A 20,690-nucleotide genomic window follows, 5' to 3' on the forward strand; every position below is an offset into this window, starting at 1 on the left:
ATATCCATGTTTTAACGTAAGCGCAGGCGGCGCGGCAGAATGCCGTTCAACACACCTTTTTTGCGCGGCGACTTGCGGGCATTCCAGTCGATGGCGCCGAAGACGGGAATCTGCAGCGTTTCTTGCAAGTCGGCTTCCGAACGCACGCGGCGATACAGCATCTCGATCACGATGGCCAGGCCTACGCCCAGCAAAGTGCCGAGGAAAATCGACAGCAAGGTATTGAGCAGCACGCGCGGACCGGCCGGATCGATCGGCGGCACGGCAGGATTGAGTACGGAAATATCCGATTGCTCCGCCTGGCCTTCGATGCGCGTTTGCGACAGGCGCTGCGACGTCACGTCAAAGGCGCGCTGGGCGCTCTCGACATCTTTCATCAGCACGCCCATCTCATCGCGTGTACGGTTCAGCTCCAGCACCTTGGTTTTTTGCGCCTGCAGGGCGGCGCGCACTGCCGCTTCGCGCTGTTGCAGGATCTGCGCATTGTTGCCCACGCTGCTAGAAGTATTGGCCAGCTGTTCGCGCAGGTCGGCGCGCAGCTTGTCGACTTCCGCCTTGGCGCTCTCGTATTGCGGGTGATTGCGGCCCAGGCGCTGGGCGATTTCCGCCAGCTTGCCTTCGGCATTGCCCAGGCCGATTTTCAAGTTCTGGATCAGCGGATTGGACGACACGTCGGGCGAGGCCATGCCATTGCTGCCCTGCGCCATGCGCTGGCGCGACGACGCCTCCATCGACTGCCCCTGGGCCATGACCAATTGCGCCGACAAGTCATTCAGGCGGTTCGACTCGACATCGAGGCGGTTGTCAACGCTGACGATGCCATTGTCCTGCTGGTATTTGGAGAGCTTGCTTTGCGCTACTTCCAGGTTATCGCGCAGCAACTTGGTCTGTTCGCTGAAATACGTCGAGACGCGGCGCATCGGATCGACCTTCAGCTGGATGCTGGTCTTTTGGTACTCGTCCGCAAAGGCATTTGCCACGGCGGCGACGAACTGCGGGTCGCTGCCCTTGAAGCTGATGTCGACCACGCTGCTTTCGCGCGATGGCACGATTTCCACTTTTTTCAGCAGCAGGTCGGCCAGCCAGTCGCGCACGGTGCCGCCCTTGCCTTCTGTCGCCTCATTGAATTGCGCGATCACGGCCGGACTTTCCGCCAGTTTCAAATGGTCGACGACGCGCAAGGCAACGTTCTTGCTGCTGATGATATCGATTTGCGTCGCCATAAAACCCGGCAACAATTGGCCCGGCATGGCCAAGCCAGTCAGCGGGTCGACACCTTTGTAGTTCAAGAGCAACGAACTTGTCGCCTTGTATGTTTTAGGCAAGAGCAAACTGACCGACAGCGTGCCGAGAACAGTGACCAACAGCGTGATCAAGATCAACTTCTTGTGTGCACGCAGGATCAGTAGGAGCTGTGACAAATTCATGGGGAAACCTCAACACAGAATGAAAAACATCCGACTTGCGCCGGAAAGATACGGACACTGGTTTAGAACAGGCTTTCCTGCACGTACACCATATCGTCAACTTGCAGCAGGTCATCATGCTTGGCGTTGATGATTTCCAGCTTGCCAGCCTCATCACGGCGCTTGATGCGAATACCGCGCTCGGTGCCACGCTGCGTCAAGCCACCGCCGACGGACAATGCCTGCAGCACCGTCATCGAACGCTCGAGACGGAAGGCCCCCGGACGCTGGACTTCGCCGTAGATATAGAAGCGCGGCGCGCGCTCGACAAAGATCACGTCGTTGCCGCCTACGTCCAGGTCGCGGTTCAGGTCGGCCGAGCGCACCATGTCGACGATGTCGACAATTTCGCGCGTCGTCTTGCCGTTGCGCTTGCGGATCAGGCTGACCGCATCGCCGCCGTCCTGGCTGACGCCACCGGCCATGGCCAGCATGTCCATCAGGCTGCGCTTGCCTTCAATCGGATAGCGCCCTGGACGGTTGACCTGGCCCAGCACCGACACTTGCTGGCTTTGCAGCTGCGTCACGATGATGTTGACCTGTGCCTTGCGCAGGAAACCGCCGCTTTCCAGCAAGCCACCCAGTTTTTTTTCCGCTGCCGAGACGGACAAACCGCCCAGGGCAACATTACCGACCAGAGGGAAAGTGATCTCGCCCGCCTCGCTGACGCGCGTTTCGAGCGCCAGGTCGGGATTGCCGTAGACGGAAATTTTCAATACGTCGCCGGCGCCCAGCTGCACATCGGCGGCGCCGGCAAGACCGGCACTCAGGGCCAACAGGGTGGCCATGCACCACATCAGAAGTCGTTTCATGATTCGCTTATTCCATTGATAGAGTTACTTACCTAAAATGCTGCGACTTATTTCAAGCCAGCAACGCCACGATCATTTGCTTCCGAGGAACTTTGCGCCGGTGCGGCCTGGGCCGCCGCCGGAGCAGGTGCCGACGCTGGCGCCGCTGCACTGGCCGCTGCCGCTGCGGCCGCCGGAGCGCCGTCCTTGCCCAGATACTCGATCTTGGCAGCGGCACGCAAACGTTTCAATTCAGCATCGGCCGCATCCTTGTTTTTCTTGTTGAACAAAAATTGTTCAATTTGCGGGGCGGCTTGTGCCAGGGTCACCGGGTTGTCGCGGATATCGGCCAGGGAAATGAGCAGTGTGCGATCGCCCTCGCGGATAATGAACAGCTGGCCCTTCGGCATCGACAGCAATTTCGCGCTCAACTCCGGCGCCAGGTCGGCACTGGTGCGCGACAACTGGGTACGGGCAAACTTGACCTTATGCGTCTCGAGCCAGGCCGCCACGTCCTCGAGCGTCTTGGCGCTGTCCATGGCCGCCTTCAGCTGATCGTTCATGTCGGCGCTGGCGATCACCAGTTCGCGCATGTCGAATTGCTTGCGCTCGCTGAAGAATTGCGGGTTCTTCTGGAAGTACTCTTCCACTTCCTGCTTGGTGGGACGGGCGACCGTGCCGATGCGCTTTTGCATGTAGGCTTGCGCGACGATCAGCGCCTTGGCGCGTTCGATCGCTTGCACCACTTTGGGATCGCGGTCCGTCTTGTCCTTGGCTGCCTCGTTCTGCAGCAACTGGCGGTCGATCAGCGATTCCAGCAACTGCTTGCTGGCCGCCTCCTGCTGCGGCGCCTGAACATTGGCACGCTGCATCTCTTCATTCAGTTGCAGGACGGTGATTTCTTCTCCATTCACACTCGCCAGCGCCTGGCCGGGCTTTTTTTCTTTATTGCCACAAGCAGACAATCCTGCGACGGCCAGCACGACCAGGCCTGCGCACAGCAGACGGGAATGCGTGGCAGATTTGCTCGAGGACACACGGGCGATTTGCGGTTGGTTCAAAATGACTCCTTCAGTTCAGGTAAGGAAATCCGCTGACAGTTTGTGAACGTGATGATAACTCACTTAACAACAAAACATTGTCAAAAAAGCAGACTTCGATTGAAATTATGGGCTTGCGACCACATGATTGTCAATATTATAAATATGATACACAATGTACTAGCTTGCTAGGAAACTATTTGCTTAAAAAACTATTAAAAGGTCTTAAAAACAACTGTTTCATCAGAAACATAAGCATTGAAATCGATACATCTCGGGAAATGGTTTTCATACGGAAATATTTCCCACGCAGCAATGCTCACTGCTGTCACGCCGGTCAAGCATGGGAGATGGGCCCATACGGGAGAGCGGCGGGGATGGGGCCGGACCTCTTGGAGCAACTGTTGTTGCACAGCAGCCTGACGCCATGCTGGCCTGGCGAAGGCGCCAGCGGGCACGGCGCGCATGCCATGAGCCACAAGCTGGCCCGCCGCCAGGCTGGCGGAGCATGTCACCGTGCACATCATGTCGCCGTGCTTGCCTCATAGGGTCGTCTGGCTCGTCGAATCACTGTTCGGCCGGCTGCAGGAACCGGTTATTGGACATCTTGCATGATTGCGCCATTTTAACGCGTATTAAATCTCTGCAAAAAATATTCAAGTCCGGTGTGGCGGCCAGCCATCGGTCCGCGTTCAATGCGCGTTGTCGCGCTTCAGCACCACCTTGACTGTGCGCAAAATGATCCACAAGTCGAGCCACAGCGACCAGTTGCGCAGGTAGTCGAGGTCGAAATGGATGCGCGCTTCCATCTTGTCGAGCGTTTCCGTCTCGCCGCGCAAACCATTCACCTGCGCCCAGCCGGTAATGCCCGGCTTGACCTTGTGGCGCAGCATGTAGCCCTTGATCAGCTTACGGTACTGCTCGTTATGCGCCACCGCGTGCGGGCGCGGCCCGACAATGCTCATGCGTCCTTGCAGCACGTTAATAAACTGCGGCAGCTCATCAAGTGAACTGCGGCGCAAAAAGCCTCCCACGCGCGTCACGCGCTGGTCGTTCTTGGTTGCCTGCACTACCTTGTCGCCATCCTCGCTGACCGTCATCGAGCGGAATTTATAGACGATGATTTCCTCGCCATACAGGCCGTAACGGCGCTGGCGGAAGATCACCGGCCCCTTCGACGTCGACTTGACGGCGATGGCGATGACCAGCATGACGGGCAGCAGCATGATCTGGATCAGCAAGCCCAGCACGATGTCGCTGCCCCGCTTGACCATACTGTTAAAGCCCGTAAACGGCGATTCACGGATGGCGATCACCGGCATGCCGCCCACGTTGTCGAAGCGCGCCTGCATCAGGTCGAAGATATAAATGTCGGGCAAAAAGTACACGGAAGCCGTCGTATCCTGCAATTCATCGAGCATCTTGCGGATGCGCGGCTGGGCCGAAATGGGCTGGCTGATGAATATCATCTTGATATTGTGTTCGCGCACATAGGCGGCGATATCGGCCATTTTGCCCAGCATTGGTTCGCGCATCGTCTCCGGCCAGCGGTCATCGGTACGGTCATCAAAAAAGCCCCGCACGCTCATGAACAGATTCGGATTGCGTGCCACGGTGGCGGCAAACTTCAGACTGGCGTCATTGGCGCCGATGATGACGACCGAGCGCACTTCACTATCGCGGCCAGGATCGGCCACCATGCGCCGTGCGGCAAGATGACTGAGCAGCAATATGAATGGCGTCAGCATGAACCAGGCCAGCACCAGTTCGCGGTCGAAATGAAACGCCAGTCCCGTCGCCGAACCGAGGAATACCAAAATCAGGGCCGTGATGCCCCAGCTGACGAAGATATCGCGGGCATAGGCCAGCATGCGGCCGCTACGCCAGGTGCGGTAGGGGTCGACATACTGGAACACGGATGATGAAATAAAGAACGCAAGGATCATCAATACCAGCGAGTAGCCAGTAAATGGTGAGCCTGACAAGGCGGACAGCAGATACAGCGTACCCATGATAATCAATGGGTCGAGTATGCGCTGGAAGAACGAAATCAGGGGTATATCATTAACCGTCATAATACTCTTCAGAACTGAATACTGGCGCTGAACGACACGCCTTTGGCGCGAAAACTGCCAGTATTGATAATAGCTGCACCCTTGCGCGTGTCACGGAAGGCATTCAAGCCCAGCTGAATACTTGGCGTGGGAAGATAGGTCACTCCCAGCGATTCGGTATGCGAGGTGTCGCTGACATCGACGGGCAGCACCAGGCCACTGGCGGCCGAGAAATCGCGCTTCTCGCGGCGCAGTTGCGCGTCCATGCGCACCTTGGAAGTGATATCCCAGGCGGCGGCCACGCTGGCGCCATTATTCAGGCTGCTCGAAATCAGCGCATTTTCCACCACGCCATACTCATGCCACAGGGAACCGGTAAAACGCACCTTGCCTAGGGGAGCCCAGTTCACCACGATGCGACCATTGGCGCCGCTAGAATCGCGCCCCGAATAAAAGGAATGGCTACGGCGCACCCAGCCACCCAACAGTTGCACTTGGGTAATCGCACTGTAGTTCCAATAAATATTCGCCTTGATCTCATCCTGGGTATAGCCATCGTCGACGCCAAACTGGCCGCCATTGACGCGATTCGGATAGCTGCCATTGACATGCCGCAACTGCAGACCAATACGACTATTACTTGCAGGCAAATAATCGAGCCCCAGTTCCGTTGCTTTTTCTTCACGGTTGGCTATACGCTGCGACAGCAAATCATACGAATAGCGCTCACGGCTGTAAGCGCCACGCACGCGCCAGCTCGGATGGAAACGCCAGCCGCCATCCACGTACTCGCGCTGGCGCGTACGCAAATTGCGTTCGGTGCTCTGGAAATCGCTGAACGGCGTCAGGGTTTGCGAATACAGGGCACCCGCATGGCCATCGAGATGATTTCCAAGATGCCATTCGAGATCTGCCAGGAAATCCTTGCCGCTGTAGTTGAATTGATCAAAATGTTGGAACGACACGCGTGACCACTTGGCCTGTCCCGTCAGCACCTGGCGCCCGATCGGCCGGTTGACGAGAAAACCCGCCTGTATCTGGCGCGAGGTATCGGAACGGGGACCGTTATAGCCGGGAACATTGTCGTCGAGACGCAACAGATTGTCGTCATAAGAATACGATGTCGCCAGGAACGGGAAAATGGTATCGCTCAAGGCGGCCATTGCCGACGAGCTGGCCATGCCTCCGACCACGAGCACGCAAGCGGCACGCAGGACGGACATGAGCGGCACGCCAGGCGGCTGGCACGGGCGGCTGCGGAGGCTTTTTGGCGGGGAATTCAACATGGGCATTGTCTTTGAAAGAGCAAACAGTTAGTTGGCAATATTACCAGTAAGTCCAGTGTCCACCGGAAACAATCCAGAGGCCCAGCACGCCATTCGTCACGCCATGAGCGAGGATGGGCGACCACAGCGATTGGCTGCGCATGTACAGCAAGCTATAAGCGGCGCCTGCAACGATACCGGCCAGCCACAAATTGTGTTCGAAGCCAAACAGTACCACGGTGATAACAAAGGCCTTCGCACTCGCCAGGCGCGGGTTGAATCGCAGAAAGTCAGGGGCATCGATCCAGCGCAGCAGGAAGGAGCGCCAGAACAGCTCTTCCATCACGGGCACCACGAGCGCCGCGCCGGCGATGCGCAGCACGACCAGGCTCCATTCGATCTGGCCGCCATTGCGGGGGTCGAAGCCGTCGGCACTGCCGACCGTCATCCAGCCAGCATCAAGGTTGATCCACAGCAGAAAAACAACAATGCCGGTCGCCAGCGCCACGGCCAGCGCGCGCGCGCCCAATGGCACCCAGGCCAGTTCCGTATAACTGCGGCGCCAGTACAACAACATGCCCAGCACAACGCCGATCTTGACGGCATACAGCCAGCGCAGGTCCTGCGCGGCAAAGCCCGCCCGGCCCAGCATGTCGGCGATAAAGATAAAGGAGAGGTAGGCGAGGAATGGCGCTACCCGGGGCAAGGCGGCGCGGTCAAACATGCTGATGCGTACCGGAGGTGGAACCACGCGCCGGACGCCGTGGTCCGGAGCGCGTGTTTTTGATAACAAACATGCATCCTCCGATGTAAAAAATATAATTATATAATTATATCAAGCAGAACCGTTGCCGTGGCAAGTAATCCTAACTTAAATTACAACAGAGGATGCAAGAAACTAATCAGGCATTGCTGCGCGCCTCGATCTGCTCCCACTTTTCCAGCGCTTCCAGCAGTTCACCTTCGATCTCGGCCACGCGCGCGTTCAGGCGCTTGCCTTCGGCCGGCGTCTTCTTGTAGAAGTCCGGATGCGACAGTTCGGCGGCCAGCACCGATTGCTCGTCTTCCAGCTTGGCGATCAGTTTCGGCAACTCTTCCAGTTCGCGCTGTTCCTTGTAGCTGAGCTTTTTCTGCTTGGCAACAGGGGCGGCAGCTTCGACCTTGACGGCCGGCTTGCTGGCTGGCGCCGTGGCGATCGGCAAGGTGCGCACGCGCTCCCAGTCCGTGTAGCCGCCGACAAATTCGCGCCACTTGCCCTCGCCTTCGGCGACGATCACTTGCGTGACCACGTTGTCGAGGAAGGTGCGGTCATGGCTGACGAGGAAGACGGTGCCGGTGTATTCTTCCAGCAACTCCTCCAGCAATTCCAGGGTATCGATATCCAAGTCATTGGTCGGCTCATCGAGCACCAGCACGTTGGCCGGCTTGGCAAACAGGCGCGCCAGCAGCAAACGGTTGCGCTCGCCACCGGACAGCGACTTGACAGGCGAACGGGCGCGTTCCGGTGCGAACAGGAAATCGTTCAGGTAGGTCATCACATGGCGGCGCTGGCCATTGATCTCGACCCAGTCGCTGCCCGGCGCGATGGTTTCCATCAGGTTCGCTTCTTCGTTCAGCTGCGTGCGCATCTGGTCGAAATACGCCACTTGCAGCTTGGTGCCGAGGCGGATGCTGCCCGTGTCCGACTCTTCCTGACCGAGGATCATTTTCAGCAAGGTGGTCTTGCCGGCGCCGTTGGCGCCGATCAGGCCGACCTTGTCGCCGCGCAGGATGGTGGCGCTGAAATCCTTGACGATGACCTTGTCGCCATAGATCTTCGAGACGTTTTCCAGGTCCGCCACGATCTTGCCCGAGCGTTCGCCGGCAGATACGTCCAGCTTGACTTGTCCCTGCTGTTCGCGGCGCGCATTGCGCGTCAGGCGCAGCGCTTCCAGGCGGTGCACGCGGCCTTCGTCACGCACGCGGCGGGCCTTGACGCCCTTGCGTATCCACACTTCTTCCTGCGCCAGGAACTTGTCGAACTTGGCGTTTTCCACTTCCTCGATTTCCAGCTGCTCCGCCTTGCGGGTCTGGTAAGCCGTGAAGTTGCCCGGGTACGACAGCAAACGGCCGCGGTCGAGTTCGATGATGCGCGTGGCGACGTTGTCGAGGAAGGAGCGGTCATGGGTAATGAACAGCACGCTACCCTTGAAATCGCGCAACAAGCCTTCCAGCCACAGGATGGAGCTGAAGTCCAGATGGTTGGTCGGCTCATCGAGCAGCAGCACGTCGGGCGCCGACACCAGCGCGCGCGCCAGCGCCACGCGCTTTTGCATCCCGCCTGACAGGGTTTTCATCAACATGTCGCCCGTCAGGTTCAAACGGTCGAGTACGGTTTCCACCTTGTTCGGCAAGCTCCATGCATCGGCCGCATCGAGTTTGACCTGGATGTCGTGCATGCGTTCCATCAGTTCGTCGTCATTGCCCTGGCCAAACTGTCCCGTCAGCGCATCGTATTCCTTCAGCCACGCCTGCGATTCGCCCATGCCGGAAGCGACGGCATCGAACACGGACATCTCCGGATCGAATTGCGGTTCCTGCTCAACATAAGCGATCTTGATGCCTTGCTGCATCACCAACAAGCCATCATCGAGCTTGAACTTGCCCGAAATAACCTTCAACAGCGACGATTTACCCGTGCCGTTGCGGCCGATCAAGCCGACCCGCTCCGAGGTTTCCAGTGAAAATTCCGCGTGATCGAGCAGCGCGACGTGACCGAACGCAAGTTGCGCCGATGAAAGAGAAATGACAGCCATAATGAGTAAGAGTGCTCGGGCGCCGTCTCGCGCACACCGCGTGGTGTACAAAACGGCCGCCGATTGGATGAATGAAGCACGCATTGTACCGATACTCGCGTCAGCATAGGCAGTTCTTGCCGAACTGATTGGAATGCAACCCGTCCGCCACCGCCGGTCAGGCTGTTTTTTCCATCATGCGTCCCTTCCACGTGGCCCCAAAAACAGCTGAAAAATATCGATATTTTCACAACACATAATGTTAAAATAAAAACATTTTTTAAGCGACGATAGATGTACCTCCTCTGCGATTTATTCTTCATGCGGAGGAGTACACTTGTCCGCATGCGGCTTAACAGGGAGACTATTCTGAAATTTACAGCAACCACTGCTCATTCTAACGGGATGCTATACCGGGCCGACATCGACGGTTTGCGCGCTGTAGCCGTGCTTGCAGTCATCCTGCATCATGCCTGGCCAAACTGGTTCGTCAGCGGCTTCATCGGCGTCGACATCTTCTTTGTCATTTCCGGCTACCTGATCACCTTGATCATCCTCAAGCAGCTGGAAGCGGGCAAGTTCAGCATTGCCGATTTCTATGTGCGGCGCGTACGGCGCATCTTTCCTGCACTTGTCCTCGTGCTGTTTACCACACTGCTGTTTGGCTGGGTGGTCCTGCTGCATGGCGAATTTCGCCAGATAGGCAAGCACATCGCGGCGGGGGGCGGCTTTGTCGCCAATCTGATGTTCTGGTCAGAGGCCGGCTACTTCGACAGCTCGGGGACATCGAAACCATTGCTGCACCTGTGGTCGCTTGGTGTGGAGGAACAGTTTTATCTGTTGTGGCCCCTGATCCTGTGGCTGGCATTTAGCCGGCGGCGCAATTTCCTGCTTATCATGAGCATCATTTTCTGCCTGTCGATGGCAATTAATGTCATGACTGTCGAAAGCAACCCGACGGCTGCATTTTATTCGCCCGTGACACGCTTTTGGGAACTCATGGCAGGCGGGATAGCCGCTTACCTGCAACTGCACCACGCCGCCTGGAGCCAGCGCTGGCGCACCGTCGCCTCCATTGGCGGGCCGGCATTACTGGTGCTGGGCTTTTCCCTCATCAAGCCCGACGTTTTCTTTCCTGGCTGGTGGGCCTTGCTCCCGGCAGGCGGCACCTTCCTGATCATCATGGCCGATACCGGCCAAGTATTCAATCGCTATTTGCTCAGCAACAAGGCGGCGGTGGGCATTGGGCTCATCAGCTACCCTTTGTACTTATGGCATTGGCCATTGTTATCGTACAGTCACATTATCTATGGTGAAAAAACGCCGTTCCAGATCAAGTTCGCCCTGATTGCCGCAGCGTTCATACTCGCCTATCTAACCTACCGCCTGATCGAAGTGCCATTGCGGCAACAGCGCAATCACAGGCGTGTCGTTGGCGGCTTGGGAAGCGCCATGCTCGCTATGGTATTGCTTGGCGTGCTCACGGCCGGTGGCGTCCTGCGTGAAAGGATCGATGTGCATGGCGCGGAAATATACTTGCAAGCGCTCAATGACAGCGCATTCCCCGGCCCATCGTTTACCCCGTTGAGACACCAGAATATCGTCTTTCAAAAAGTCAGCAGCCAAACCAAAGGATTAACCGTGTTCCTGGGCGACTCGGTAGTTCAGCAGTATGGTCCCCGCATCGAACAAGCCATCGCCAGCGATCCGACACGCTTCAATTCCGTGATCTTCGCCACGGCGGCCGGCTGTCCTCCTATCCGTCACGCGGTAAAGTTACCGCGCTTCAAGTTCCCGCTCTGCCCTCAAGCAACCGAAGCGGCCTATGACTTGGCAGGCTCAAGCGATGTCGACACAGTTGTCATCGGCGCGGCCTGGTATGGTTATTTCAACCCTAGCAACAAGGAGTTACTGTTCGAGAAAGATACATCCATGCTGGTGTTTCCGACAGCGCAGGCAATGGATGCCAGCTATGACTCGCTGCGCACGAGCATCGCCCGCCTGTCCGGACAGGGGAAGCGCGTATTCCTGATACTGCAACCGCCTACCGGTCCGCTTTTCGATCCCCGCAACATGTACACGGGATCCCGCTTCGCAGACATCCATCCCTTGCCGAGCATTCCCAATCTCAACAAACAGATATTTTTGGATGAAAATGGCAGCGTTCGCGCACGCCTGATATCCATAGCACAACAAAGTGGCGCACGCATCATTGAGCCGCTGGATTATCTGTGCACGGGAGCAACCTGCCCGGTCACGGACAGCAACGGTATTCCCGCCTATACCGACCCCGTCCACATGCGTCCCGCCTACAGTAGAAAAATGGTGACTTACCTCGACCAAACCATGCTGCCGCAGGACGAAAAGAGCCGGACCGCGATCACCAACACAGTATTGCAGGGTACGGCCAGATAAACGATGCACCATACCCCCGCCATGCGCACATGGTGCGCTGCTTACATTTCTACGGTGGTGTGGGCTATAATTGCGCTCAATTCGGGAGCGAGCAACGACCGATAGCGTCCTCCCCGTAGCACAATGGATAGTGCACATGCCTCCTAAGCGTGGGATACTGGTTCGATTCCAGTCGGGGGGACCACGCATACTCGACGATACCTCCTGCAAAAAAAAGCCCGCGCAACGCGGGCTTTTTCTTGGTTTTTCCATGCTATGACAGCAAGCGGCGCTTGCGCTGCAAGACCAGGCCAATCACGCCAAGCCCCGCCAGCATCAAACCATAACTACCAGGTTCCGGCACAGCACTGACGCTGAACACCTGAATCGCACCAAAAGTAATATTTGGATTTGTAAACACTGAACCATCAATCAGGCTCACGCCACTGTTCGGCTGACCAAAACGGTTATAGGTGTACAACGATGAATAGCCGCCATGCGTCAAATCCTTCGGCACGTAAAGATCATGCCCGCTGCCAAAGGTAGGGCCATAATCGCTGTCGTTAAACGTCTGCCCGCTGCCGATACTATCGCCGCTGAAATACTGCTTCAATTGCGGCAGCATGAAGCCCGCCGTCAGATTGAACAGGAAACCTGTGCGCTGGCTGTCATCCATGGTCACATGCATGCCATCGGTGGAGCTCCAGCTTTGCGGATTGTAGCCACCGACAAGCCAGGTTTGCCCCGAGGTATTGGTCGCTTCCATGATGGAAAAGGTCCGCCCCTTGCCATCGGAAGCCTTGTGAAAATCGAGCGACGTGTCGCCCGCCGCCTTGCTGTAGACATTCGTCAGCGCCAGGCGGCCTTCACCAAGCCAGCTTTCCAGCTGTCCCTGATAGGCAGGAGACAGCAGCGAAGGCCCGGAGGCGGCCTGTGCACTCAAGCAGAAACCCACGCCAGCCACCGCCAGCAGGAAGGTACTTGCCGTTCTGAATTTGTTTTGCATCTGCTACCTCGACTGTCAGTATTTGGAACCGGTGTATTTTCCGGTTGCTAAATATAACATAACAGATAATGTTTTTATATTCCTTATTTTATCGCAAAAAGTGCAATATTAACAAAAAAGAATTCAACCAGGCAATACCGCCGTCACCTCGATCTCGACCTTCGCTCTGTCCTCGATCAGCCCCGCCACCTGCACGGCCGTCATGGCCGGAAAATGCTTGCCGATGATTTCCCTGTAGGCAACGCCAATTTGTGGATATGCCGCCACATATTCCTTCTTGTCCAGCACATACCAGTTCATGCGCACGATGTGTTCGGGCAAGGCGCCCGCCTCGGCCAGCACGGCGACGATATTTTGCAAGGCCTGGCGCACCTGCCCTGCGAAGTCGTCCGTATGGAACTCGCCCTGCGCATCCCAGCCTATCATGCCGCTGACATATACCGTGCGGCCGCTGGCGGCGATGCCGTTCGCATAGCCGCGCGGCCTGGCCCATCCCGCTGGTTGCAACACTTGCATATTATTTTCCTCTTTGTTCATGCGGTTCATGCCTCCGCCGCCTCGCGCAGCAGTTCGCGCGCGATGATCAATTGCTGTACTTCGCTGGCGCCCTCGTAGATGCGCAAGGCGCGAATTTCGCGGTACAGGCGCTCGACCGGATGCCCGCTGACGACGCCCATGCCGCCGAACAGTTGCACAGCCGCATCGATCACCTGCTGCGCCGTTTCCGTGGCCGTCAGCTTGGCCATGGCCGCTTCCTTCGTCACCTTGCGGCCCTGGTCACGCTGCCAGGCGGCGCGGTAGGTCAGCAACGCGGCCGCATCGATACCGGTGGCCATCTGCGCCAATTTCGCCTGCGTCAGCTGGAAGTCCGCCAGGGTCTGGCCAAACATCTGACGCGCCGTGGCGTGGCGCAGCGCTTCGTCGAACGCGCGCCGCGCAAAGCCCAGCGCGGCGGCGGCCACCGACGTGCGGAACACATCGAGTGTCGCCATCGCCACCTTGAAGCCCTGCCCCGCATCGCCCAGACGCTGCGACACGGGCACGCGGCAGTGATTGAAGCGCAGGCGCGCCAGCGGATGCGGCGCGATCACGGCGATGCGTTCGGCGATTTCCAGCCCGGGATTGTCGGCGTCGACGATGAAGGCGCTGATGCCGCGCGCACCAGGCGCCTCGCCCGTGCGGGCAAACACCACGTAAAAGTCGGCGATGCCGCCGTTCGATATCCACGTCTTTTCGCCGTCGAGCACGTAGTCATCGCCGTCGCGGCGCGCCGCGCACGCCATGGCTGCCACGTCGGAGCCGGCCTGCGGTTCGGACAGGGCAAAGGCGGCGATGCGCTTGCCGCTGGCCACGTCCGGCAAATAGCGCGCCTTGTTGTCCAAGCTGCCGAACAGGCCGATGGCGCCCGAACCGAGTCCCTGCATGGCAAAGGCGAAATCGGCCAGGCCATCGTGGCGCGCCAGGGTTTCGCGCATCAGGCAAATAGCGCGCGTGTCGATCTTGCCATCGGTGCCCGTGGCGTATGTCAGCCAGCCGCCCTGCCCCAGTTGCGCCACGAGCGCGCGGCAAGCCGCATCGACATCGGCATCATGCGCGTCACCCAGGTGCTGCGCCGCCCACGCATCGAGCTCGGACTCAAGCTGTGCATGATGCGCCTCGAAAAACGGCCAGTCGAGGTAAGTGGTGTCGCGTGTAGTGTTCATCTCAATCGCCCTCGAACTGCGGTTTTTCCTTCGCCACGAAGGCGTGATAGGCGCGGTGGAAATCGTTGGTGGCCATGCAAATGGCTTGCGCCTGCGCTTCCGCCTCGATCGCTTCATCGACGCCCATGTTCCACTCCTGTTGCAGCATTTTTTTCGTCATGCCGTGCGCGAACGTGGGGCCGCTGGCCAGGCCGGCGGCGAACAGCTGCGCCGCCTCTGCCAATTCTTCCGGCTCGACGAGGCGGTTGAGCCAGCCCCAGCGCTCGGCCTCGGCGCCGGCCAGGGAGCGTCCCGTGTACAGCAGCTCGGCGGCGCGGCCCTGGCCAATCACGCGCGGCAGCAAGGCGCAGGCGCCCATGTCGCAGCCGGCCAGGCCCACGCGGGTAAACAAGAAGGCCGTCTTGCTGCGCGCCGTGCCGATGCGGATATCGGAAGCCAGCGCCAGCATGGCGCCCGCGCCCGCGCATATGCCGTCGATGGCGGCGATGATGGGTTGCGGGCAGGCGCGCATGGCTTTCACCACGTCGCCCGTCATGCGGGTAAATGCCAGCAGGCCGGGCATGTCGAGCTTCGTCAGCGGGCCGATGATGTCGTGCACGTCGCCGCCCGAGCAGAAATTGCCGCCGCTGCCCGTGATGACGACGGCCTTGACGTCGTCCGCATGCGCGAGCGCGCGAAACAGCTCGCGCAACTCCGCATACGATTCAAAAGTGAGCGGATTCTTGCGCTCGGGGCGGTGCAAGGTCAGTGTGGCAACGCCTGCGTCGACGGCAAACAGAAAATGCCGCGCGGCGTAATGGGCCAGGCTGGCACGGTTTCCTGGCAGGTCTTGCGGCTGGCCGGGTAGATGGCGCATGGTCAGTCCTTTATTGAGGTGTCATTCAGCTGCTGCTTCATGTGCGACAGCAGGTCGATCAACTGGGTTTTGTCGTCGGGCGTCACGCCGTGCAGCAGCTCCGCGATCCAGCCTTCGTGCACGCGCGCCATCTCGTCGAAGGCGCGCCGGCCCGCTGGCGTCAGCTTGACGCTGTACGAGCGGCGGTCCTTCGGATCGACCACGCGCACCACCAGTTTTTCCTGCTCCAGCTGGTCGGTGATGCCCGTGATATTGCCGCCCGTGACCATCATGCGCTTGGACAGTTCTCCCATGCGCAAACCGTCGGGAAAGCGCTCGAGCTGCGCCATCAAGTCGAAACGGGGCAAGGTGATGCCGAAGGTGGCGCGCAAGCGCGTGCGCACCTCGTTTTCAATCTTGACCGTGCAGGAGAGCATGCGCAGCCACAATTTCAGCGACTGGTGGTGGTCCTGCGTCAGCCGGCTGGCCAGGTCCAGCACAGGTTCGTCGTGCAAATTTTCGGGTTCTTTATCCATGGTCTTCATTCAGTTACATGACTTCGCCGCCGGCGACGGCGATCGATTGTCCATTCATGGCGGACGACGCGGGCAGGCATAGCCACGCCACCGCATCGGCCACTTCCTGCGGCTGCACCAGCCGCTGCTGCGGATTGCTTGCCGCCAGTTCCGCGCGCGCCGCGTCTTCGCCGCGCCCCGTCTTGCGCACGATGTTTTGCACGGCTTGCGCCACCATCTCCGTTTCCGTGTAGCCGGGGCAGACGGCGTTGACGGTGACGCCGCGCGGCGCCACTTCCAGCGCCAGCGCGCGCGTCAGGCCGATCACGCCATGCTTGGCGGCGACATAGGCGCTGACGTAACGGTAGCCCTTCAGCCCCGCCGTCGACGCCACGTTGACGATGCGCCCCCAGCCCGCTTCCAGCATGGCCGGCATGGCCGCCTGGCAGCAGTGATACACGCCCGTCAGGTTCACGGCCAGCATCTGCTGCCAGATGGCGGCACCCGTCTTGCCGAAAGGCGCCGCATGCGCCTGGCCCGCGTTATTGACCAGGATATCGATGCGGCCGAAATGCGCGGCCGCCTGCGCAAACCCTGCCTGCACGGCCGCTTCCACGGCCACATCGAGCACGCAGATGGCCACCCTGCCCGCGTGGCCCGCCTCTTCCAGCTGCATGCGCGCGCGCGCCAGCCGCGCGCCATCGCGCCCGGCCAGGGTAACCCTGGCGCCAGCGTCCAGCAAGGCGCCCGCGCAAGCGAGGCCAATGCCGCTGCCGGCGCCCGTCACCAGCGCATGTTTGTCGGCCAATGCGCCATCCAGTTGTTCCTTGCTCATGTCATCCTTCCAGCAGCCGCGCGGCCACCTGTTGCGGGGTGAGGCCCGTATTGGCGGCGGCCAGCTGGCGCTCGCGCTGCAGATTGCGTTCCAGCTGCTGCTGGCCAGGACGGTACTGTTTCGGCCACGCGGCACCGGGGCCGCTGTAGCCGATGCGCGCCATTTCCGTCAAGGTCCAGGCGGGGTTGGCCAGGTGGGGCCGGCCCACGGCGCACAGGTCGGCGCGCCCGGCGGCGATGATGCTGTTGGCGTGGTCGGCCTCGAAGATCGAGCCGACGGCCATGCTGGCGATGCCCGCCTCGTTGCGCACGCGGTCGGCGAACGGCGCCTGGAACATGCGTCCGTACACCGGTTGTTCGAGCTTGCTGACCTGGCCCGAAGAACAGTCGATCAGGTCGGCGCCGGCCTGCTTGAACAGGCGCGCGATACGCACCGCGTCGTCGGGCGTGATGCCGCCTTCGACCCAGTCGTGGGCCGAGATGCGCACGCTCATCGGTTTATCCTGCGGCCAGGCGGCGCGCATGGCGCGGAACACGCGCAGCGGATAGCGGCAGCGGTTTTCCAGGCTGCCGCCATATTCGTCCGTGCGGCGGTTGGTCAGCGGCGAGATAAAACTCGACAGCAGGTAACCGTGCGCGCAATGCAGTTCCAGCCAGTCGAAACCGGCGACGGCGGCCGCCAATGTGGCGCGCACGAAGTCCTGTTCGATGCGCGCCAGGTCGCTTTCCGTGGCCGCGCGCGCCACCTGCGACACGCCCGGTAAATACTGCTGTTCCGAGGCCGAGATCAAGGGCCAGTTGCCCTCGCTGAGCGGCAAGTCGATGCCGTCCCACATGGGCCGCGTCGAGCCTTTCGCGCCCGCGTGGCCCAGTTGCAGGGCGATCTTCGCATCGCTGTTCGCATGCACGAAATCGACGATGCGGCGCCATGCCTGCGTGTGCGCTTCGCTGTACATGCCGGGACAGGCGGGCGTGATGCGCGCATCGGCCGACACGCACGTCATCTCGGCAAACACGAGGCCCGCGCCACCCATGGCGCGCGCGCCCAGGTGCATCAAATGGTAGTCGCCCGCCACGCCATCGACGGCGCTGTACTGCGCCATCGGCGAGACGGCGATGCGGTTTTTCAGCAGCACGCCGCGCAGGCGGAACGGCGTGAGCATGGGCGGCAATGGCTCTTGCGACAGCGTCACGCCAGCCTGCTCGCCCGCGCGCCGCGCCAGCCATTGTTCATAACCGGCCACGTAGGCAGGGTCGCGCAAGCGCAGGTTTTCATGCGAAATGCGCTGGCTGCGCGTGAGCATAGAATAGGCGAACTGCGGCGCTTCCATGACGCTGTAACGCTCGACGTTTTCAAACCACTCCATGGAATTGCGCGCCGCGCTCTGGATTTTCAGCACCTCGATGGCGCGCAGCTGCTGGTAGGCAGCCAGCGCCGCAGCCGTCTCGGCATGCTGGCCGAAGCAGCGCGCCAGCTCGATCGCGTCTTCCAGCGCCAGCTTGGTACCGGAGCCTATCGAATAATGGGCCGTGTGGGCCGCGTCGCCCATCAGCACGACGGGCACGCCATCCTCGTGATGCACCCATTGCCGGCAAACGATGCGGGGGAAGGTGATCCACTGCGCCGAGCCGCGCAAATGCGGCGAATTGCTCAGCAAACCGTGGCCGTCGAGTTCCTCGGCGAATAGCGCCTCGCAAAAGGCGATGCCCTCTTCCTGGCTCATGCTGTCCAGGCCCGCGGCGCGCCACACGTGTTCGGGTGTTTCTACGATGAAGGTGGAAGTGTCGCCATCGTATTGATAGATATGCGCCTGGAACCAGCCGTGCGGCGTCTGGCGGAAGGCAAATGTAAAGGCCTCGAATTTCTTGCGCGTGCCCAGCCAGACGAAACGGCAATGGCGCTGGTCGATCTCGGGCTGGTAGCTGGCCGCATAGCGCGTGCGGATGCGGCTGTTCAAGCCGTCGCTGGCGATCACCAGGTCGGCGCCGTACTGCTTCGCAATGGCCTGGTCGTCCTGCACTTCCGTCTCGAACACCAGCTGCACACCAAGCTCCTCGCAGCGCGCCTGCAGGATGTTGAGCAGGCGCTTGCGGCCGATGCCGCAAAAGCCATGGCCGCCCGAGCGCACGGTTTCGCCCTTGAAGTGGATCTCGATATCGTCCCAGTGGTTGAACGCCTGCAGGATGGCGCGCGCAGTCGGCTCGTCCGCATTGGCCAGGTTGCCCAGGGTCTGGTCGGAAAACACGACACCCCAGCCAAACGTGTCGTACGGGCGGTTGCGCTCGATGACGGTGATGCGGTGATCCGGGTTCTGCTTTTTCATGAGCAGGCTGAAATACAGGCCGGCGGGGCCGCCGCCGATGCAGACAATATTCATGGGGTGTCCGTGCGAAGTTTGAAGCGCTGCAGCTTGCCCGTTTCCGTGCGCGGCAGTGAAGGCAGGAAGCGGATGGCGCGCGGATATTTATACGGGGCGATCTGCTGGCGCACGAAGTCCTGCAGTTCGGCCGCCAGCAATTCGCTGGCCTGGCTGCCGTCTTTCAGCACCACGTGCGCCTCGACGATCTGGCCACGCTCGGCATCGGCGCGCCCGACCACGCCGCATTCGGCCACGGCCTGGTGGCGCAGCAGCGCCTCTTCCACTTCCGGACCGGCGATGTTGTAGCCGGCCGAGACGATCATGTCGTCGCTGCGCGAGCGGTAATAAAAATAGCCGTCGGCATCCATCTCGAAGGTGTCGCCCGTCAGGTTCCAGCCGTTCTGCACATACTCGCGCTGGCGCGGGTCGGACAGATAGCGGCAACCGGTGGGGCCTTTCACAGCCAGGCGGCCCGTCACGCCGGGCGGCTGCGGCACGCCCGCATCGTCGACGATGCACGCCTGGTAGCCGGGAATGGCCTTGCCGATGGCGCCGCGGCGGATGCCCTCGCCCGTGGCGGAAATGAAGATGTGCAGCATCTCGGTCGCGCCGATGCCGTCCGTCATGGCCAGCCCGGTCGCCGCCTGCCACGCGTCGCGCGTGGCCAGCGGCAGCGCTTCGCCGGCCGACACGGACAAGCGCAGGCTGCGCAAGTCGTGCTGCGCGGCCAGGGGCGCCATCTGGCGGTAAAAGGTGGGCGCCGTGAAGCAGATGGTGGCTTGATAGGCGCCGATGGCGCACAGCAGGCCATCGGGCGTGAGTTTTTCCAGCAGCACGGTGGCCGCGCCAAAGCGCAGGGGGAACAGCAGCAGGCCGCCCAGGCCGAAGGTGAACGCCAGCGGCGGCGTGCCGATGAAGATGTCGCCGGCACGCACCTGCAACATGGAGCGGGGGAAGCAGTCGCAGATGGCCAACAAGTCGCGGTGCATGTGCATGGTGCCTTTGGGGATGCCCGTCGTGCCCGAGGTAAAGCTGATCAGGCAGACGTCTTCGGCGGCCGTATCGTGCGCGGCAAACGGCGCATCGTGGGCCGCCATGCGCCGCTCCAGTTCCGTGTCAACAGCGCCAAAGCACAGCATGGCCGGCAAGCCGGGCACGCCATCGAGTTCTGCGCGCAAGCCCTGCGCGCACAGCACGGCATTCACTTCCGCTTTGGCCAGGATGGTGGACAGTTCGCGTGCGCGCAGCAGCGGCATGGTGGGCACGGCGATGCAGCCGGCTTTCAGCACGGCGAGCAGGCAGGCCGCCATCATGGGAGTATTCGCGCCGCGCAGCAGCACGCGGTTGCCGGGGATCAGGCGTAAATCGCTGCGCAACACGTGGGCGATGCGGTCGACTTGCTGCGCCAGCTCGGCGTAGCTCCAGCGCTGGCCGTCGGCAAGGATGGCTGTACGCTCGCCGCCGCCGTTGGCCACGGCCGCATCGAGCAGCGCGGCGACGCAATTGAGGCGCGCCGGATACTGGAGCTCGGGCAAATCAAGGCACAGCTGCGGCCAGAGTGCGCGCGGCGGCAAATGCGTGCGCGCAAAGTCGTCCTGGGGAGATGCTGTGGTAGGCGAAGGGTCGCTGCTCATGCTCATCCTGGCGGGTAGC

General features: G+C 60.6%; 16 protein-coding genes and 1 tRNA gene. 2 read left to right on the plus strand and 15 right to left on the minus strand.

Annotation, left to right across the window (positions count from 1 at the left end; translation table 11 throughout):
- Window positions 1–11: 11 nt before the first annotated feature.
- The 7 genes from epsF to MRBLMS1_RS22390 all read right to left on the minus strand — a co-directional run bounded on the left by epsF (window position 12) and on the right by MRBLMS1_RS22390 (window position 9,411).
- Window positions 12–1,427 carry a chain length determinant protein EpsF gene (gene epsF / locus MRBLMS1_RS22360; RefSeq protein WP_485882010.1) on the minus strand — a complete coding sequence of 472 codons (1,416 nt, stop codon included), beginning with the start codon at window positions 1,425–1,427 and terminating at the stop codon, window positions 12–14.
- A 62-nt stretch (window positions 1,428–1,489) separates the two neighbouring features.
- Window positions 1,490–2,278, minus strand: a complete 789-nt coding sequence (gene epsE / locus MRBLMS1_RS22365; RefSeq protein WP_189396569.1) for a polysaccharide export protein EpsE — start codon at window positions 2,276–2,278, stop codon at window positions 1,490–1,492.
- A 47-nt stretch (window positions 2,279–2,325) separates the two neighbouring features.
- Window positions 2,326–3,318 (minus strand): EpsD family peptidyl-prolyl cis-trans isomerase, encoded by a 993-nt coding sequence (locus tag MRBLMS1_RS22370; protein ID WP_139090443.1) that lies wholly within the window; start codon window positions 3,316–3,318, stop codon window positions 2,326–2,328.
- 671 nt (window positions 3,319–3,989) lie between these two features.
- Window positions 3,990–5,372, minus strand: coding sequence for an undecaprenyl-phosphate glucose phosphotransferase (locus MRBLMS1_RS22375; protein ID WP_139090442.1), 1,383 nt, complete (start codon window positions 5,370–5,372; stop codon window positions 3,990–3,992).
- An 8-nt stretch (window positions 5,373–5,380) separates the two neighbouring features.
- A complete protein-coding gene (gene epsL / locus MRBLMS1_RS22380; RefSeq protein ID WP_223278845.1) occupies window positions 5,381–6,574 on the minus strand; it encodes an XrtB/PEP-CTERM-associated polysaccharide biosynthesis outer membrane protein EpsL in 1,194 nt (397 codons plus the stop codon).
- Between the two features lie 103 nt (window positions 6,575–6,677).
- On the minus strand, window positions 6,678–7,340 hold the full coding sequence (locus MRBLMS1_RS22385) for a CAAX prenyl protease-related protein (protein ID WP_485882014.1): 663 nt from the start codon (window positions 7,338–7,340) through the stop codon (window positions 6,678–6,680).
- 178 nt (window positions 7,341–7,518) lie between these two features.
- Window positions 7,519–9,411 carry an ATP-binding cassette domain-containing protein gene (locus tag MRBLMS1_RS22390; RefSeq protein ID WP_485882016.1) on the minus strand — a complete coding sequence of 631 codons (1,893 nt, stop codon included), beginning with the start codon at window positions 9,409–9,411 and terminating at the stop codon, window positions 7,519–7,521.
- A gap of 324 nt (window positions 9,412–9,735) precedes the next feature.
- Between MRBLMS1_RS22390 and MRBLMS1_RS22395 the strand changes: the two genes are divergently transcribed.
- Together MRBLMS1_RS22395 and MRBLMS1_RS22400 are read left to right on the plus strand one after the other, a co-directional pair.
- Window positions 9,736–11,805: an acyltransferase family protein gene (locus MRBLMS1_RS22395; protein WP_485882018.1), complete on the plus strand. Its 2,070-nt coding sequence runs from the start codon at window positions 9,736–9,738 to the stop codon at window positions 11,803–11,805.
- A gap of 109 nt (window positions 11,806–11,914) precedes the next feature.
- Window positions 11,915–11,989: transfer RNA gene (locus MRBLMS1_RS22400), tRNA-Arg, on the plus strand.
- Between the two features lie 69 nt (window positions 11,990–12,058).
- Here MRBLMS1_RS22400 and MRBLMS1_RS22405 read toward each other — a convergent pair.
- From MRBLMS1_RS22405 to MRBLMS1_RS22440, 8 genes are all read right to left on the minus strand, one after another.
- The gene (locus MRBLMS1_RS22405) at window positions 12,059–12,790 is read right to left on the minus strand and encodes a PEP_CTERM-anchored TLD domain-containing protein (protein ID WP_485882020.1); all 732 of its coding nucleotides are present in this window, start codon (window positions 12,788–12,790) and stop codon (window positions 12,059–12,061) included.
- Window positions 12,791–12,913: 123 nt separating this feature from the next.
- On the minus strand, window positions 12,914–13,306 hold the full coding sequence (locus MRBLMS1_RS22410; protein ID WP_485882022.1) for a RidA family protein: 393 nt from the start codon (window positions 13,304–13,306) through the stop codon (window positions 12,914–12,916).
- 26 nt (window positions 13,307–13,332) lie between these two features.
- Complete coding sequence (locus MRBLMS1_RS22415) at window positions 13,333–14,493, minus strand: acyl-CoA dehydrogenase family protein (RefSeq protein ID WP_485882024.1); 1,161 nt, start codon at window positions 14,491–14,493, stop codon at window positions 13,333–13,335.
- A gap of 1 nt (window position 14,494) precedes the next feature.
- Window positions 14,495–15,349: an enoyl-CoA hydratase family protein gene (locus MRBLMS1_RS22420; RefSeq protein ID WP_485882026.1), complete on the minus strand. Its 855-nt coding sequence runs from the start codon at window positions 15,347–15,349 to the stop codon at window positions 14,495–14,497.
- A 2-nt stretch (window positions 15,350–15,351) separates the two neighbouring features.
- The gene (locus MRBLMS1_RS22425) at window positions 15,352–15,864 is read right to left on the minus strand and encodes a MarR family winged helix-turn-helix transcriptional regulator (protein ID WP_034751704.1); all 513 of its coding nucleotides are present in this window, start codon (window positions 15,862–15,864) and stop codon (window positions 15,352–15,354) included.
- A gap of 13 nt (window positions 15,865–15,877) precedes the next feature.
- Complete coding sequence (locus MRBLMS1_RS22430) at window positions 15,878–16,678, minus strand: SDR family NAD(P)-dependent oxidoreductase (RefSeq protein ID WP_485882029.1); 801 nt, start codon at window positions 16,676–16,678, stop codon at window positions 15,878–15,880.
- A gap of 1 nt (window position 16,679) precedes the next feature.
- Window positions 16,680–19,055, minus strand: a complete 2,376-nt coding sequence (locus MRBLMS1_RS22435) for a bifunctional salicylyl-CoA 5-hydroxylase/oxidoreductase (RefSeq protein ID WP_485882030.1) — start codon at window positions 19,053–19,055, stop codon at window positions 16,680–16,682.
- On the minus strand, window positions 19,052–20,671 hold the full coding sequence (locus MRBLMS1_RS22440; RefSeq protein ID WP_485882031.1) for an AMP-binding protein: 1,620 nt from the start codon (window positions 20,669–20,671) through the stop codon (window positions 19,052–19,054). Before MRBLMS1_RS22440 ends, MRBLMS1_RS22435 begins: the two co-directional genes overlap by 4 nt.
- Window positions 20,672–20,690: the final 19 nt, after the last annotated feature.

Origin of the sequence: Massilia sp. LMS1-1-1.1 (genome assembly GCF_040815535.1) — a bacterium.
Taxonomy (GTDB): domain Bacteria; phylum Pseudomonadota; class Gammaproteobacteria; order Burkholderiales; family Burkholderiaceae_D; genus Janthinobacterium; species Janthinobacterium aestuarii.

What these genes read in the sequence shown, in the direction of transcription:
- MRBLMS1_RS22405 (WP_485882020.1), bottom strand. Translation starts at nt 12,790, where the DNA reads ATGCAAAACAAATTCAGAACGGCAAGTACCTTCCTGCTGGCGGTGGCT.
- MRBLMS1_RS22420 (WP_485882026.1), bottom strand. Translation starts at nt 15,349, where the DNA reads ATGCGCCATCTACCCGGCCAGCCGCAAGACCTGCCAGGAAACCGTGCC.
- MRBLMS1_RS22395 (WP_485882018.1), top strand. Translation starts at nt 9,736, where the DNA reads ATGCGGCTTAACAGGGAGACTATTCTGAAATTTACAGCAACCACTGCT.
- MRBLMS1_RS22430 (WP_485882029.1), bottom strand. Translation starts at nt 16,678, where the DNA reads ATGAGCAAGGAACAACTGGATGGCGCATTGGCCGACAAACATGCGCTG.
- MRBLMS1_RS22390 (WP_485882016.1), bottom strand. Translation starts at nt 9,411, where the DNA reads ATGGCTGTCATTTCTCTTTCATCGGCGCAACTTGCGTTCGGTCACGTC.
- epsE (WP_189396569.1), bottom strand. Translation starts at nt 2,278, where the DNA reads ATGAAACGACTTCTGATGTGGTGCATGGCCACCCTGTTGGCCCTGAGT.
- MRBLMS1_RS22375 (WP_139090442.1), bottom strand. Translation starts at nt 5,372, where the DNA reads ATGACGGTTAATGATATACCCCTGATTTCGTTCTTCCAGCGCATACTC.
- epsL (WP_223278845.1), bottom strand. Translation starts at nt 6,574, where the DNA reads ATGTCCGTCCTGCGTGCCGCTTGCGTGCTCGTGGTCGGAGGCATGGCC.
- MRBLMS1_RS22425 (WP_034751704.1), bottom strand. Translation starts at nt 15,864, where the DNA reads ATGGATAAAGAACCCGAAAATTTGCACGACGAACCTGTGCTGGACCTG.
- epsF (WP_485882010.1), bottom strand. Translation starts at nt 1,427, where the DNA reads ATGAATTTGTCACAGCTCCTACTGATCCTGCGTGCACACAAGAAGTTG.
- MRBLMS1_RS22440 (WP_485882031.1), bottom strand. Translation starts at nt 20,671, where the DNA reads ATGAGCAGCGACCCTTCGCCTACCACAGCATCTCCCCAGGACGACTTT.
- MRBLMS1_RS22435 (WP_485882030.1), bottom strand. Translation starts at nt 19,055, where the DNA reads ATGAATATTGTCTGCATCGGCGGCGGCCCCGCCGGCCTGTATTTCAGC.
- MRBLMS1_RS22385 (WP_485882014.1), bottom strand. Translation starts at nt 7,340, where the DNA reads ATGTTTGACCGCGCCGCCTTGCCCCGGGTAGCGCCATTCCTCGCCTAC.
- MRBLMS1_RS22410 (WP_485882022.1), bottom strand. Translation starts at nt 13,306, where the DNA reads ATGCAAGTGTTGCAACCAGCGGGATGGGCCAGGCCGCGCGGCTATGCG.
- MRBLMS1_RS22415 (WP_485882024.1), bottom strand. Translation starts at nt 14,493, where the DNA reads ATGAACACTACACGCGACACCACTTACCTCGACTGGCCGTTTTTCGAG.